Below are 14,052 nucleotides of genomic sequence, written 5' to 3' on the forward strand. Positions count from 1 at the left end.
TCTCCCACCACCGCCAAAGGCCTCAGCCTTCCCCTCCCCACAAACGAAAAGGCCGAGTGTGCGTGCACACTCGGCCTTTGTTGCGGGCGCTCATCGGTACTACCCGAGGACGCGGGCGAGGCGTTCGGTCGCTCGCCGTACCTCCTCCCGAGCGCGGCGGACGCGCTCGGCGCGGGTGGCGAGGCGGTGCTCCGCCGCTTCGCGGTGGAGGGTCTGCATTCGGTCGGCTACCAGTTCCTGGTGCATAAACATGGGGTGTAAATCCTCTGAGTAAGTGGGAGGCCGTTGCCTCCGTTGGGGTGCGCCCGGCGAATGGTCGCCGGGCGCGGCGGGGTGCCGGGCGTGCTCTTCAGCGCCCGGCTCAAGCTCTGCGCTGGGCCTGCTTTTCAGCGCCCGGCTCAGGCTCTTGCGCCGGGCGTGATCTTCAAGGCCCGGCCCAAGCTCCTGTGCTGGGCCTGCTCTTCAGCGCCCGGTTCAAGCTCTTGCGCCGGGCGTGCTCTTCTGTGCCCAGCTCGGTGCTCGTGCTGGTACGGCGGGCCGTACCGGGTTGTCGTTTCGCACGGGGGCCGATCGGGTCGGCCCCCGGCGAAGTGGGTGGTTGGTTGTGCGGGCCCGGGGACCGCGCCGGCGGGTTGGCGCCGGCGCGGTGTCGGACCTGGTCACGCGGGGTCGGATGTGCTCTTCTCATCCGGCCCGGGTGGGTCGGGCTGCCTGGAGGTCAGGCATGCCCGCCCGGGTTCGGGCTCGCCCCGGCGGTGCGGGGGGTCACCCGACTCGTGGTCAGTTCACGAGCGCGCGGTTGAGCCTCTCGGTGGCCCGGCGTACGTCCCGCCGGGCGCGCTGGACGCGCGACATCCGAGAGATCAGGCGCTGCTCCTCCGCCTCGCGGTGGAGGGTTTGTATTCGATCGACGACCAGTTCCTGGTACAGATAAGGCATTTCGAGGCTCCGGGTGGTGAAGTAGCTCATTGGTTTGGTTCTTTCGTGCTCGTAGGTGCGATGTGCGAAGTGCGAGGTCTCAGGCAGCGACCGGGTGCTTGCGCGGACGCCCGCGAGGCCGCTTACGCGGAACGACGGTGCCCCTGAGGATGAGCTCGCCGCCCCACACGCCCCACGGCTCCTCGCGCTCCAGCGCGCGGGCCAGGCAGCCTTCCCGGATCGGGCAGCTACCGCACAGGGCCTTGGCGAACTCGACGTCCTCGGGCGACTCGGCGAACCAGAGGTCGGGGTTGCTTCGGCACGGGATCTTGGCTTCGTCGATCAGGTCCATGATCGGCTGCGCCCCCATCGTGTCTCCTTGGGTCGAACTAATGTTCTGGTTGGTTACCTCTTGGGTGGTGGGGAGTCGCGGAAAAACAAAGAGGCCGCGGATCCTGTCTGCGGATCCGCGGCCTGGAGGCTGATAGTCGCCGGTCAGGTTATGACCGGTCTATCCCTCCAGGGTTGCGGACCACGCAGTCCACCCTTGTTGGCGATCTGCTGGGTCGGCAGGTAGGCAGGCAGAGCTGCGGCAAGAGCCGGAACTCCACGGTGAGCGTCACGGATGAAGACAGACTTCGCCCGTGCGACTCTTTCGACGCCGCCGGCGAGAACCGGACCGGCCTCACGGCATGCGGAAGCGAGCCACTTCGTGGCCAACTCACTCTTCATGCTGATGATCACCGGTAGCTCACCTCCACTCTCTGGATCGTCGGACAGGACTGTCCGACTCGCTTGACCATGACCCTAAACCGGGAAGCCGGGAAGGGGCAACATATTTTCTACCTGGGATTTTGCGACTTTGTCACGCGGATCATCGCCTCCTGAACCACGGACACCACCAGGTCTCCCGATTCAGTGAACATCTGCCCGCGGGCCAAACCACGCGCGCCCCCCGACCAGGGGGACTCTTGAGCATAGAGCAACCATTCGTCCGCTCGGAACGGGCGGTGGAACCACATCGCGTGATCGAGTGACGCGCCCATCACATTGGACGCCCCCCACGCGAGGCCGTGCGCGAGCAGCACCGTGTCGACGAGCGTGAAGTCGGAGGCGTAGGCGGCGAGCACGACGTGCAGCAGCGGGTCGTCGGGCAGCTCGGCGTCGGCGCGGATCCACACGTTCGTCTCGGCGCTGCGCAGCGACGGATCCTTGTGCGCCTCCCACGTGAGCGGCGAGATGTAGCGCGCGTCGATCGGCCGAGGACGCTCCAGCCACGCCGTCCACTCGGGATCGTCACCCACGACCTCGCGCATCCGCTCCTGGAAGTGCGGCAGCACCTCGGGCCGCGGGACCTCGGGCATCTGGGTCGCCTGGTGCTCGATGCCCTCCTCGGGCATGTGGAAGGAGGCCGACATGGTGAATATCGCCTTGCCGTGCTGGATCGCCACCACCCGCCGCGTCGTGAACGACCGCCCGTCGCGCACACGCTCCACGTTGTAGACGATCGGGATCGACGGGTCACCCGGGCGGATGAAGTAGGCGTGCAGGGAGTGCACGTTGCGATCCTTGGGCACCGTGCGGCCCGCGGCCACCAGCGCCTGCGCGGCCACCTGCCCGCCGAACACCCGCTGGATGCGCTCCTCCGGGCTCCTGCCACGGAAGATGTCGAGCTCGATCTGCTCCAGATCGAGCAGATCGAGCAGCTCCTTGAGCGCCTCGTTCACCGCCGCTCCCATTCTTTGGATTCTTGCCCGCCTGATGGCGTACGAACAGTGTGACGTGTCCGCACGCCCCCGGGTCACCCGGGGGCGTGGGCTGTGGACAACCATGTCGTACGGCTGGCGCAGGGTTGCCGCCACCCGCCGCCGTGGGCGGGCGTGCGTGCTCCAGGGCAGGCAGTCGGACGTGGCCGGGCGCCGTCACGTGGTGAGGATTGCCCACGTCCGGGGTTGAGGGACGCGGTCGTGGCCCTCCCGACGCACGGCGGGTGCCGACCGTAAGCGAGCCGGGGCGAAGTGGCGTGGAGTGAGGCGGGCGTAGGGCGAGCCCGTCCTCTCAGGCCGGGGACGAGTGGTCCGCGCGGCACAGCTCCAGCACGTCGGCCCCGTACTTGTCGAGCTTCACCCGCCCGATCCCCGCGATCGCCAGCAGCTGCTGCTCCGAAGTCGGCACCCGCTCGGCGATCGCCTGCAGCGTCACGTCCGTGAACACCACGTACGTCGGCACCTTGGCCTCCTTGGCCGTGGCCGTACGCCAGGCCTTGAGGGCGGCCAGCAGCGCCTCGTCGTAGTCGCTCGGGCAGCTCGCGCAGCGTCCGAGCTTCTGCTCCGCCGCTGCGACGAGGGTCTTGGCGCACACGCGGCACGAGATGGGCGCGGCCGGGGTGCGGCGGGGTTCGCGGGTGGCGGTGGAGGAGCGGGCCGGGGCCGTGGCGCGGCCGGTGAGGCCGTCGAGGAAGCGTGACGGCTTGCGGCCCTTGCGGCCGCCCGGGGCGCGGGCCAGGGCCCACGACAGGTGGAGGTGGGCGCGGGCGCGCGTGATGCCGACGTAGAGCAGGCGCCGCTCCTCCTCGATCTGCTCGGGAGTCTCGGCGTAGATGATCGGCATCATGCCGTCGGTCAGGCCGACGAGGAAGACGGCGTCCCACTCCAGGCCCTTGGCGGAGTGGAGGGAGGCGAGGGTGACGCCCTCGACGGGCGGGGCGTGCTGCTCGCTGGCGCGGCGTTCGAGCTCGGCGACGAAGGCGGACAGGTCGCCGCCCTCGGCGGCCACGTCTTCCGCCAGGTCGGCGAGGGCCTTGAGCGACTCCCACTTCTCGCGGGCCTTGCCGCCGCCGGAGGGCGGGTTGGGGGTGAGGCCGATGCCGGACAGGATGTGGTGGACCTCGGAAGCGAGGGGCGCCTCGCCTGCCGAGCGGGCGGCGCCGCGCAGGAGCACGACCGCCTGCCGTACCTCGGGGCGTTCGAAGAAACGCTCGGCGCCGCGCAGGACGTAGGGGACGTCGGCCTTGGCCAGGGCCTCTTCGTAGGCCTCCGACTGGGCGTTGACGCGGAAGAGCACGGCGATCTCGCGGGCGGGCACGCCCTGGTTGAGCAGGGTGGAGATGGCGCGGGCGACGGCGGCGGCCTCGGCGGGCTCGTCGTCGAACTCCTCGAAGCGCGGCCTGGGCCCGTCGGGCCGCTGGGCGACGAGCTCGAGTCTGTGGGGGGTGCGGCTCTTGGCCAGGACCAGGTTGGCGAGATCGACGACCTGGGGGGTGGAGCGGTAGTCGCGCACCAGCTTGATCACCTGGGAGTTGGGGAACTCGACCGAGAAGTTGGTGAGGTAGCGGGGCGAGGCGCCGGTGAAGGAGTAGATCGTCTGGTTGGGGTCGCCGACGACGCACAGGTCGTCGCGCCCGCCGAGCCAGGTGTCGAGCAGGAGCTTCTGCAGCGGGTTGACGTCTTGGTACTCGTCGACGACGAAGTAGCGATACTGCTGCCTGATCTGGGTCGCGACCTCTTGGTGCTCGGTCATGACGGCGGCGGTGAGCTCGAGGATGGTCTCGAAGTCGACCAGGTGGCGCTCGCGGCGGATGCGCTCGTAGGTGTCGTAGAGCTCGGCGACCTGGGCGGCGTCGATCGGCGGCGTGCGGTGGTGCTTGGCCGCGGCGGCGACGTAGTCTTCCGGGCCGATCTGGGTGACCTTGGCCCACTCGATCTCGCCGGCGATGTCGCGCAGCTCGGACCGGTCGGGATTCTTGCGGATCGCGCGGGCGGCCTCGACCAGGAGGGGCAGCTTCGACTCGATCACGGCGGGAGCCGATCCGCCGATCACCCGCGGCCAGAAATAGGTCAGCTGGCGCAGCGCCGCGGCGTGGAAGGTGCGGGCCTGGACCAGCGGCGCGCCGAGCACCCGCAGCCGCTGGCGGAGCTCTCCCGCGGCCCGAGTGGTGAATGTCACAGCGAGCACTCCGGAGGGCTCGACGACCCCGGATCGGACGGCGTGGGCGATGCGGTGGGTGATGGCGCGCGTCTTGCCCGTGCCTGCTCCAGCGAGGACGCAGACGGGGCCGCGCACGGCCTCGGCCACTTCGCGCTGCTCCGGGTCAAGCCCGGCAAGAACGTCATCCACTCGCTCATCCTCCCAGCAGGTGGCGGAGGAGTCCGCCAACCTGGCAATATTCCAGGCGCCATGTGAGAGTCACGCCAACTCCAAAAGTTAGGCCATCACCCCGACAGTTTCGGGGGCACGGTGGAAAGGAAGGCCCCGTTTGCGACCCGCGGTGACCTTGGCTGCGCTCGCTCTCGCCGCGCTCGTTCCCGCGGCCGCGCACGCCACCAGTGCGACGGCCGCTGCCGCGTCCACGCTGAGCATGACCTCGGCGAACGCCGCTGCCGCGTCCACGCTGAGGACGACCTCCGTGAACGCCGCTGCCGCGTCCACGCTGAGCTCGACCTCGGCGACGGCCGCGAAGGACCCGACGCCCGAGCCGACCGTTCACACCACCACCGACCCGTTCGGCGTCGGCGGCTTCGCCTTCGAGACCATCTCGTACGGCCCGCACAAGCGCCAGGCCATGGACGTGTGGTGGACCCCCGACGGCATGAAGCGCCCCGGCATCTTCCTCATCCACGGCGGCTGGTGGTCGTCGGGCGACAAGACGCAGGCGACCTCGATCGCCCGCACCTACGCCGAGCTGGGCTACACGGTCTTCAACCTCAACTACCGCCTGTCCGGCGACGCCGCCTGGCCCTCCCAGCGCGGCGACGTGCTCGACGCCATCCACACCGGGATCAGGTCGGCCGAGCGCTGGCAGTTCGACCCCAGGAACTACGTGATCCTCGGCTTCTCCGCGGGCGGTCACCTGGCCACCGCGGTGGGCACGTTCGGCGACGGCGAGCTGCCGGGGCTCAAGGGCGTCGTGGGCGTCTCCCCCGTGATCTCGCCGCTGCTCGCCTTCCACGACGGCGACGAGACCATCGACCCCAACCGCCGCAAGCTGCGCGATGCGGCCGTCCAGCTGGCCGGAGGCTGCGAGCCGCTGGGCAAGTGCTCACGCGTCTGGGCGAGCATGGAGGTGCAGTGGCACGCCAGCCGCAAGGACGCGCCGGTGCTGACCGTGCACTCCCAGGACGAGTTCGTGCCGCCGTCGCACAGCGTGCGGCTGAAGAGCATGCTCGGGCAGGTCGGCGTCCCGATGACGGTGCTCACCGTGCCCGGCATCGCGCACAGCTCGCCGCTCTACCGGACCCCCGGGGTAGCCGAGCGCATCCAGAAGTGGATCCTCGAGAAGATCGGTTGATCTTTGAAGGAATTCCGACGGGGACTCGCGTTGTTGCAGTGAGCGCCTCATAGACGGAAGGACATCTGGAGATGGCGCTCACGGTTTACAGCACCACGTGGTGTGGCCCCTGCAAGCGGCTGAAGTCGCAGCTCAGCAGGGAAGGCATCGCCTATCGGGAAATCGACATCGAGGCGAACCCCGGCGCGGCCGAATTCGTGATGAGCGTCAACAACGGCAACCAGACGGTGCCGACCGTCGTCATCGAGACGCCGAAGGGCAAGGTCGTCAGGACCAACCCGAGCGTGCTCGAGGTCAAGGCTCTCCTGGGCGTGTGACGGGCGTGACCCTGGGGAGCTCGGCGCTCCCCAGGCGAGGTCACCAGTCGCCGTCGAGGTGCCTGCCGTACCAGGTCTCGATCAGCCGGCGCGCGATCGACACCGGCGGCGGCAGCCGTACCTCGCCGGACTCCAGGGCCGCTGCGAGCTCCTCGCGTGAGAACCAGCGGGCCTCGGCGATCTCTTCCTGGTCGAGCACGAAGTCGGTGCTCACCGCGTCGGCGAAGAAGCCCAGCATCAGCGAGCGCGGGAACGGCCACGGCTGGCTGCCCAGGTAGCGCGCGTTGACGACGGCGACGCCGACCTCCTCGGCGACCTCGCGGGCCACCGCGTGCTCCAACGACTCCCCCGGCTCCACGAAGCCGGCCAGAACCGACAACCGGCCGGTCGGCCACTGGGGTCCGCGGGCGAGCAGGCAGCGGTCGTCCTGGTCGCGGATGAGCATGATCACGGCGGGGTCGACCCGCGGGAAGTGCTGGCTGCCGTCGGCCGGGCAGACGCGCACGTGGCCGCCCTGCTTGGACTCGGTGAGCGTGCCGCATTGGGGACAGAAGCGGTGCGTGGAGTGCCAGGCCTCGAGTGCCACGGCGTAGACGAGCAGGCCGGCGTCGCGGTCGCCGAGCAGGCCGCCCACCTGGCGGAGCCCGGCGGCGACGGGACGTCCCTCGGGGGCGTCGCCGAGCCGCATCGGCACGGTGACGCGGCCGTTGAGGTCGGCGGTGTCGGGCAGGTCGGCCACGACGGCGAAGTAGGTGACGCCGTCGGAGACGCCGAGCAGGAACCGCTCGCCCACGGGCGCGTCGGCGGTGGGGAACAGGACGGCCTCGACGTCGGAACCCGAGCGCGTGACCAGCGTGTGGCCCTGGCTGACGACCATGACCCTCGTCGCCGGGTCGCCCCAGGCCCGCTCAAGCCCGGCCGGATCGTTGCGCAGCAGCGCGGAGCGATCGATCGTCCCCCGCGCCAGCAGCAGGGGGCCCAGCAACTGTTCGCCAATGCTCATGGTCACGCGCCACTACCTCCCAGAACCTTGGCCATCCTATGCCGACAAAAAGTCCCGGCCATTAACCTGGCCGGGACCGAGGGTCGACGCGCGGGATCGTCGCAGGTCAGCGGGCGAAGACCACCACGTTGTCGCGGTAGCTGCGGCCGTCGAACGATCCGCCGCAGGTGATGAGACGCAGTTCAGGGCCGCGCGTGGCGCCGTAGACGACGGCGTTCGGGACCTTGGCCTTGGAGTATTGGGCGATCCGGTAGACGGTGAACGTCGCCCGGGTGCCGTCGGCGCGATGGACGTGGATCTTGCGGCCGGGGGTGAGCGAGCGCAGGCGGTAGAAGACCGCGGGGCCGGTCCTGGAGTCGACGTGCCCCGCGATGACCGCCGCGCCGCGCTCGCCCGGCTCGGGGCCCGCGACGTTCCAGCCCGCCAGGTCGAACCGCTTGGGGGCGACGAGCTTGCCCTTGCGGTCGAGAGGGAGCGGGATGATCTTGGTGCTGACGCCGATGGAGGGGATGCGCAGCCGCACGGGGTTCGCGACGTCGGCCGGCGCGGCGACGGGACGGGCGCGCGGGACCCGGGCGTACGGCTCGGCCTGGGTTCCGGCCTGGGTTCCCGCCTGGGTTTCCGTGTACGGCTCGGCGAGGGGCTGGGCCTGGGGCACGAGGACCGGGCGCAGGGGCTGGAGCGAGGAGGTCGCCGGGGGTGAGGCGGCGCAGGCCGTGGAAGCCAGCGCCGCCATTCCCAGCGCCGCCAGGGTGCGGCGCACGGTCACCGCTCCTGGGCGGAGGTGCGGCGGCGCAGCCACACGGCACCCCCGGCGAGGGCCGTCAGACCGGCCAGGCCGGCCGCGGCGGGAACGAGCGGGTTGACGCCGGACTCGGCGGAGACGGGCTCGACCGAGGTCCAGGTGCCGCCCGCACCGGTTTCGACGCCGCCGCTCGGGGTGTCGTCGTCATCGTCGTCGCGGGCGACCCCGCCCTTGCCCGTCTCGACGCCACCCTGAGGCGAGTCGTCATCGTCGTCCCGGGCGACCCCGCCCTTGCCCGTCTCGACCCCGCCCTGAGGCGAGTCGTCGTCATCGTCCCGCGCGACTCCACCCTTGCCCGTCTCGACGCCACCCCGAGGCGAATCGTCGTCGTCATCGTCGTCGTCGCGAGTGACACCGCCCTTGCCGGTCTCGACCCCGCCACGCGGCGCGCCGTCGTCGCGGTCGTCGTCGCGGTCGTCGTCGCCGCGCGAGGAGCCGCGGTCGTCATCGTCGTCGTCCCCGCCGTCATCGTCGTCGTCATCGTCATCCGCCACCACGACCGCCACCCCGCCCAGGGGCGCGGCCGTGGCGGAGGCCGGTACGGCGCCGGCGGCGAGCAGCCCGCCGCCGCTCCCCCCGACGATCGCCAGTGCCAGAACCAGACGCTTGAGTTCCATCGAATTCCTCCCGGATCCCGAAGTCGTTTCACCTTCCTGACTTCAAGATTCGAGCCCCCCGGTGGCACTCTCATGACGCCCGCGTGAGACGCCTCTCATCCGGCCTTCAGCCGGTACCCGGTCCCCCGCAGCGTCTCGATGCGGTCGCTGCCGATCTTCTTGCGCAGGTATCTCACGTACACGTCGACCACGTTCGAGCCGGGGTCGAAGTCGAACCCCCACACCTGGCTGAGCAGCTGCTCCCTGGTGAGCACCTGGTCGGGGTGCCTGCAGAACACCTCGGCGAGCGCGAACTCCCGCGTCGACAGCTCGACGGCCCGTCCGTCGACGTGGACTCTGCGCGTGCGCAGGTCGAGGGAGATCCCGCCGACCTTGAGCACGGTCGCCTCGGGCGCGCCCCCGGCCTTGAGCCGTAGCCGCACACGCGCCAGGAGCTCCTCGAAGGCGAAGGGTTTGGGCACGTAGTCGTCGGCCCCGCCTTCCAGCCCGGCGACCTTGTCGGCGACGCTGTCGCGCGCGGTGAGGATGATCACCGGGATCGTCACCCTGGCCTCGCGCAGCCGGCGCAGCACGGTGAAGCCGTCGGCCAGCGGGAGCCCGATGTCGAGCACCATGAGGTCGAACTGCCCGCTGCGCGCGTATTCGTAGGCGGCCTCGCCGTCCTCCACGACGGTGGTGACGAATCCGTTGCCGCGCAGCCCCTTCTCCACGAAGGAGGCGATGCGCCGTTCGTCCTCAGCTATCAGGATCCGGTTCATCGCACGTCCCTTCCACAGTGATCACGAAGCGCGCGCCGTCCTCGACGTGCACGGTTCCGCCGTGCGCCTCGGCGATGGAGCGCACGATGGCCAGGCCGAGCCCGGCTCCTGGGCTGGATCCCACGCGGACGAAGCGCTGGAAGATCCGTTCCCGGTCGTCGGCGGGCACGCCGGGCCCGTCGTCGCGCACCCACAGGGTGACCTGGCCGTCCTGGACGGCGGAGCCGACGGCGATCTCCCCGCCCTCCCCGGTGTGGCGGAAGGCGTTGGCGACGAGTTGCATGAGCGCCTGTGTGAGGCGCTGCCGGTCGGCCATGATGCTCACCTCGGCCAGCGAGTCGACTCTCCAGCGCCGTTCGCCGAGCGCTCTGGCCTTGGCCACGACGCTGACGGTCAGGTCGGCGACCTCGACCTCCTCGACGGCCAGGAAGCCGGGTTGTTCCGCCTTGGCCAGCGTGAGCAGGTCCTCGACGATCCTGCTCATCCGGTCGAGTTCGTCGGTGACGAGGGCGAGGGTCTCCTCGCGTTCCTCGTCGGAGGCTCCCATGAGTTCGAGGTGGCCGCGCACGACGGTGATGGGGGTGCGCAGTTCGTGCCCGGCGTCGTCGAGGAACTCCCGCTGGATGGCGAAGGCACGTTCCAGCCGGTCGAGCATGTGGTTGAAGGTGCGGGCGAGCGCGGCCACGTCGTCGTTGCCGGTGACGGTGAGGCGCTGGCTCAGGTCGGAGGAGTCGCTGATGCGCTCGGCGGTGGTGCGCACGAGCCGTACGGGTGACAGCACGCGTCCGGCGACGAACCATCCGGCGGCTCCGGCCAGGGCGAGCGCGCCGAGGGCGGAGAGCACGAGGAGCCTGACGGCGCGGTCGACCTCGGCGCGGTGGCGGTCGTAGAAGACGAGGATCACGAAGTGACCCTTCCTGGCGTCTCCGATGACGCTGACCGGGATGGCGGCCCAGCGGATCCTGCCCTCGTCGTGGGAGCCGGTGGCGACCTGGGTGTGCCGCGCGATGCGGTCGATCAGCCGGGGGTCGGCCTCGGCCCTGTGGTCGGGCGATCGGCCGTGCCAGCGGCCGTCGACGAGCGTGAAGAAGGTCTCCCAGCGGTCGGCGACGTTGACCTGGAGGTAGGCGTCGAACAGCTCGTCGAGGTCGCTGACGGGCCGCTGGGCGGCGAAGCCCCTGAGCTTGTCGACCTCGTTGCGCAGCTCGTCGTTGACGACTTCCGCCTCGCGCTGCACGAGCACGGCCCATCCGGCGGAGATCGCCACCGCCAGCGCCAGCCCGACGACCGCCAGCATCCAGCCCACGATGCGGAAGCGGGCGCTCACGGCGGCGGCTCAGTCGTCATCGTCCTCATCATCGTCCCTGGCTGGAGGTTTGCGCGAGACGCGTTCCTCCTTGGTGGCCTCCGGCCGGGCCGAGCTGGACGACGTGGTGGGAACCACAGACGGGGTGACGACCACCGGGCCGCCGAGCTCGGGCTCCTGCGCGCTGACCGCTTGCATGGTGATGAGCACCAGCGCCAGCACCGCCGCCGCGGCCACCCCTGCCAAGGAAGTCCTCCGGATCACGGCCGCCACGCTAGCCGCGGCCGCCGCCCTGCTTCGTGAGACGAGGATGAGAAAACTCTCATACCCTCTGATTGGAGCGTCGGGCCCACATGATGATCTCATCCCGGCTAGGATCAGCGACTTAGGTTAGCCTTACCTGATCTCGGGGGTACTCTGCCTTGCGGCTCTACCTGACCGCGCTCAAGCCGACCGACTCGGTGACCCACGGCTTCCTGCCCGCCGCCGAGGCCCTGGGCTGCGAGGTCACCATCCTCACCGACCGGCCGGAGCAGCACCCCGGCGCCGTCCGCTGCGACGTGCGCGACCCGCGGGCGCTGATCGACGCGATCGAGCATCTCGGACGCCCCGACGCGATCTTCTCCAACTCCGACCACCTCCAGACCGAGACCGCCCTGGCCGCGGCCTACTTCGGCCTGCCTGGCAAGGACTGGAGGGCGTGCCTGGCGGCCAAGAACAAGTTCCTCATGCGCCGGGCGCTGACCGGCGTGGAGCAGGTGTTCTCGCTGCGGCTCGCGCCGGGCGACCCGGTGCCGGACGGCCTGCCGTACCCCCTGGTGGTCAAGCCGCGCGAGGGGGTGGCCAGCGAGGACGTGGAGCTGGCCGACGGGCCCGGCGGGGTCGAGGAGGTGCGGCGGCGGCGCGCGGGCGAGGCGGTGGTGCTGGAGGAGTACCTGCCGGGACCGCTGTACACACTGGAGACCCTGGGCGATCCTGACGGCATCACCGTCCTCGGAGGGTTCCGGACGACCTTGGGAGCTCTGCCGTACTTCGTGGAGGAGCGGCTGGACTGGACTCCCCCGCCGCCCGAGCACAACCACGTGCTCGATGCCCTGCGCGTGCTCGGCGTGGGCTTCGGGGCCTGTCACACGGAGTACGTGATCACTCCGGGCGGCCCGCGCCTCATCGAGGTCAACTACCGGGTGATCGGCGACCACTGCGACTTCCTGCTCGCCGACCTGCTCGGGGTGCCGCTGTTCGAGCACATCCTGCGCGTGCACCTGGGCGAGCGCGTGCCCGAACTGCCGGCCGCAGGCAGGTACGGCACGGCGGTCTCCATCGTGGCCGAGCGCTCAGGAGTGATCACGGCGGCGCCCGGCGAGGTGTCGGCGCACGACGGCGAGGTGCGCCTGTGGCACCGGCCGCTGCGCCAGGAGGGCGACAAGGTCGAGCAGACCCACACCAACCGCGACTACCTCGGCGTCGTCCGCGCCGTCGGGCCCTCCCGCGAGGCGGTCGAGCGGGCCGTGGCGGCCTTCCGCGCCGCCCACCCCTGGGTGGTCTCATGATCGCGGCCCGCGTGCTCAACGCGCTGCTGAGGGAGAACTACGGCGACCTGGCCCGCCGGGTCTCGCGCGACAAGCACGGGGTCTCGGTGACGCTGGCCGGCGGCCGGGCCGTACGGCTCGCGCCGGGGCGGCTCTTCCAGGACTTCGTCGTGGCCCCCGGCGAACGCCTGGAGCTGCCGGAGGTGCTGGAGACCCTGGAGGCCGTGGCCGACCCGGCCGACGCCGACGGGGTGGCGGCCTTCCGCCAGGAGTGCGCCGAGGCCGAGCTGGCCTGGGCGCTGCTGCAGGAGCACCGCGACACGATCCTGCCCCGGCTGGCCGACGGGTCGCTGATCTCCCTGGAGAGCCTGGCCGCCTTCGCCGACCACCCGGTCTACCCGACCTCGCGCGCACGCGGCGGGCTGACGGCCGAGGAACTGCTCGCCTACGCGCCGGAGTTCGCGCCCTCGTTCGAACTGCGCTGGGCGGCCGTGCGAGCCGCGGAACGGCACGACCTGCCCGCCTGGTGGCCGGAGTTCGGCCAGGTGGGACTGGCGCCGATGCCGGGGCACACGCTGTTCCCCGTGCACCCGCTGTCGCTGGCGCAGGTGGCCGCGCTCGACGGCGTGACCGTGGCGCCCCGGCCCCACCTGCGCGTGCGGCCGACGTTGTCGATGCGGACGGTCGAGGTCGAACCGCGCACCCATCTGAAGCTCCCCCTGGCCACCAGCACGCTCGGCAGGCGCAACAGGAGGTCCATCAAGCCCGGCACCCTCGACGACGGCGCCAGGGCCCAGCGGCTCCTGGAGCGGATGGCCGACCCCCGGGTGCTGGTCGCCGACGAGCAGACCTACGGCCACGCCGGTCACGAATACCTGGCGTGGATGGTCAGGAAGCTGCCCGGCCAGGGCCAGATCGTCCCCGTCGCCGCCTTCCACGCGATCGACCTGCCCGTCGAGGAGCTGCTCTCCTACCTGGAGATTCTGATCGGCTGGAACGTGCGGTTGTTCGTGGAGTACGGCGTGGCGCTGGAGGCCCACCAGCAGAACCTGGCGATCGTGCGCTCGCCCGATGGCCCGAGGTTGCTGGTCAAGGACAACGACGGCCTGCTCGCGTCGCCGTCGAGACTGGCCGCCCGGGGCATCGAAGCGCCCGCCTTCTCCGACGAGCGCATGCTGACCGACGACCCGCACGCCCTGGCCGACGTGTTCGTCACCATCACCCTGCACCTGGCCGCGGCGGCCGTGCTGGTGGGCAGGCTGCCTGACGACAGCGCGACCGGCCTGCTCAGGCAGGTGCTCGACGACGCGCTCAGGCCGTACGGCAACGACCCCATGGCCAGGATCCTGCGCGCCAGGACCCTGGAGGCGGCCCGCCTGACCGGCAAGTCCATGGTGATCGCCGGGACCCTCGTCGCCAAGGAGCGCACCGGCGCCCGCGACGTCAACAAGTACTACGGCACCAGCGGCCCCAACTACCTGCGTGCCCCGTCGATGCTGAGGAGTGCCTGAC

14 protein-coding genes are annotated in these 14,052 nt (G+C 70.8%); 4 read left to right on the forward strand and 10 right to left on the reverse strand.

What is annotated here, in order from left to right:
* Positions 1–780 precede the first annotated feature (780 nt).
* The 4 genes from ACIBH1_RS31900 to ACIBH1_RS31915 form a co-directional block, all read right to left on the reverse strand.
* Positions 781–969: a hypothetical protein gene (locus tag ACIBH1_RS31900; protein ID WP_397317680.1), complete on the reverse strand. Its 189-nt coding sequence runs from the start codon at positions 967–969 to the stop codon at positions 781–783.
* Between the two features lie 49 nt (positions 970–1,018).
* Positions 1,019–1,288, reverse strand: a complete 270-nt coding sequence (locus ACIBH1_RS31905; protein WP_181614562.1) for a WhiB family transcriptional regulator — start codon at positions 1,286–1,288, stop codon at positions 1,019–1,021.
* Positions 1,289–1,760: 472 nt separating this feature from the next.
* Positions 1,761–2,657, reverse strand: a complete 897-nt coding sequence (gene tesB, locus ACIBH1_RS31910) for an acyl-CoA thioesterase II (protein ID WP_397317681.1) — start codon at positions 2,655–2,657, stop codon at positions 1,761–1,763.
* Between the two features lie 319 nt (positions 2,658–2,976).
* A complete protein-coding gene (locus tag ACIBH1_RS31915; protein ID WP_397317682.1) occupies positions 2,977–5,034 on the reverse strand; it encodes an ATP-dependent DNA helicase UvrD2 in 2,058 nt (685 codons plus the stop codon).
* Positions 5,035–5,323: 289 nt separating this feature from the next.
* Between ACIBH1_RS31915 and ACIBH1_RS31920 the strand changes: the two genes are divergently transcribed.
* Positions 5,324–6,205 (forward strand): alpha/beta hydrolase, encoded by an 882-nt coding sequence (locus ACIBH1_RS31920; protein ID WP_397317683.1) that lies wholly within the window; start codon positions 5,324–5,326, stop codon positions 6,203–6,205.
* Between the two features lie 71 nt (positions 6,206–6,276).
* Complete coding sequence (locus ACIBH1_RS31925) at positions 6,277–6,522, forward strand: glutaredoxin domain-containing protein (protein WP_181614560.1); 246 nt, start codon at positions 6,277–6,279, stop codon at positions 6,520–6,522.
* A 40-nt stretch (positions 6,523–6,562) separates the two neighbouring features.
* Here ACIBH1_RS31925 and nudC read toward each other — a convergent pair whose 3' ends face one another.
* From nudC to ACIBH1_RS31955, 6 genes are all read right to left on the reverse strand, one after another.
* Positions 6,563–7,525 (reverse strand): NAD(+) diphosphatase, encoded by a 963-nt coding sequence (gene nudC / locus ACIBH1_RS31930; RefSeq protein WP_397317900.1) that lies wholly within the window; start codon positions 7,523–7,525, stop codon positions 6,563–6,565.
* A gap of 106 nt (positions 7,526–7,631) precedes the next feature.
* Positions 7,632–8,288, reverse strand: coding sequence for a class F sortase (locus ACIBH1_RS31935; RefSeq protein ID WP_397317684.1), 657 nt, complete (start codon positions 8,286–8,288; stop codon positions 7,632–7,634).
* Between the two features lie 2 nt (positions 8,289–8,290).
* Complete coding sequence (locus ACIBH1_RS31940; RefSeq protein ID WP_397317685.1) at positions 8,291–8,947, reverse strand: hypothetical protein; 657 nt, start codon at positions 8,945–8,947, stop codon at positions 8,291–8,293.
* A gap of 95 nt (positions 8,948–9,042) precedes the next feature.
* Positions 9,043–9,705, reverse strand: a complete 663-nt coding sequence (locus tag ACIBH1_RS31945) for a response regulator transcription factor (protein WP_397317686.1) — start codon at positions 9,703–9,705, stop codon at positions 9,043–9,045.
* Positions 9,683–11,032: an ATP-binding protein gene (locus ACIBH1_RS31950; protein WP_397317687.1), complete on the reverse strand. Its 1,350-nt coding sequence runs from the start codon at positions 11,030–11,032 to the stop codon at positions 9,683–9,685. Before ACIBH1_RS31950 ends, ACIBH1_RS31945 begins: the two co-directional genes overlap by 23 nt.
* 9 nt (positions 11,033–11,041) lie before the next feature.
* Positions 11,042–11,275 carry a hypothetical protein gene (locus ACIBH1_RS31955; protein WP_397317688.1) on the reverse strand — a complete coding sequence of 78 codons (234 nt, stop codon included), beginning with the start codon at positions 11,273–11,275 and terminating at the stop codon, positions 11,042–11,044.
* A gap of 158 nt (positions 11,276–11,433) precedes the next feature.
* Between ACIBH1_RS31955 and ACIBH1_RS31960 the strand changes: the two genes are divergently transcribed.
* Positions 11,434–12,561, forward strand: coding sequence for a siderophore biosynthesis protein (locus ACIBH1_RS31960; RefSeq protein ID WP_397317689.1), 1,128 nt, complete (start codon positions 11,434–11,436; stop codon positions 12,559–12,561).
* On the forward strand, positions 12,558–14,051 hold the full coding sequence (locus ACIBH1_RS31965) for an IucA/IucC family protein (protein WP_397317690.1): 1,494 nt from the start codon (positions 12,558–12,560) through the stop codon (positions 14,049–14,051). Before ACIBH1_RS31960 ends, ACIBH1_RS31965 begins: the two co-directional genes overlap by 4 nt.
* Position 14,052 lies beyond the last annotated feature (1 nt).

It is taken from the genome of Nonomuraea sp. NPDC050663, assembly GCF_044456985.1.
GTDB lineage: Bacteria > Actinomycetota > Actinomycetes > Streptosporangiales > Streptosporangiaceae > Nonomuraea.

Excerpts from the sequence above, each read along its gene's own strand:
- ACIBH1_RS31940 (WP_397317685.1), bottom strand. The coding sequence starts at position 8,947 with ATGGAACTCAAGCGTCTGGTTCTGGCACTGGCGATCGTCGGGGGGAGC.
- tesB (WP_397317681.1), bottom strand. The coding sequence starts at position 2,657 with ATGGGAGCGGCGGTGAACGAGGCGCTCAAGGAGCTGCTCGATCTGCTC.
- ACIBH1_RS31905 (WP_181614562.1), bottom strand. The coding sequence starts at position 1,288 with ATGGGGGCGCAGCCGATCATGGACCTGATCGACGAAGCCAAGATCCCG.
- ACIBH1_RS31900 (WP_397317680.1), bottom strand. The coding sequence starts at position 969 with ATGAGCTACTTCACCACCCGGAGCCTCGAAATGCCTTATCTGTACCAG.
- ACIBH1_RS31925 (WP_181614560.1), top strand. The coding sequence starts at position 6,277 with ATGGCGCTCACGGTTTACAGCACCACGTGGTGTGGCCCCTGCAAGCGG.
- nudC (WP_397317900.1), bottom strand. The coding sequence starts at position 7,525 with ATGAGCATTGGCGAACAGTTGCTGGGCCCCCTGCTGCTGGCGCGGGGG.
- ACIBH1_RS31965 (WP_397317690.1), top strand. The coding sequence starts at position 12,558 with ATGATCGCGGCCCGCGTGCTCAACGCGCTGCTGAGGGAGAACTACGGC.
- ACIBH1_RS31945 (WP_397317686.1), bottom strand. The coding sequence starts at position 9,705 with ATGAACCGGATCCTGATAGCTGAGGACGAACGGCGCATCGCCTCCTTC.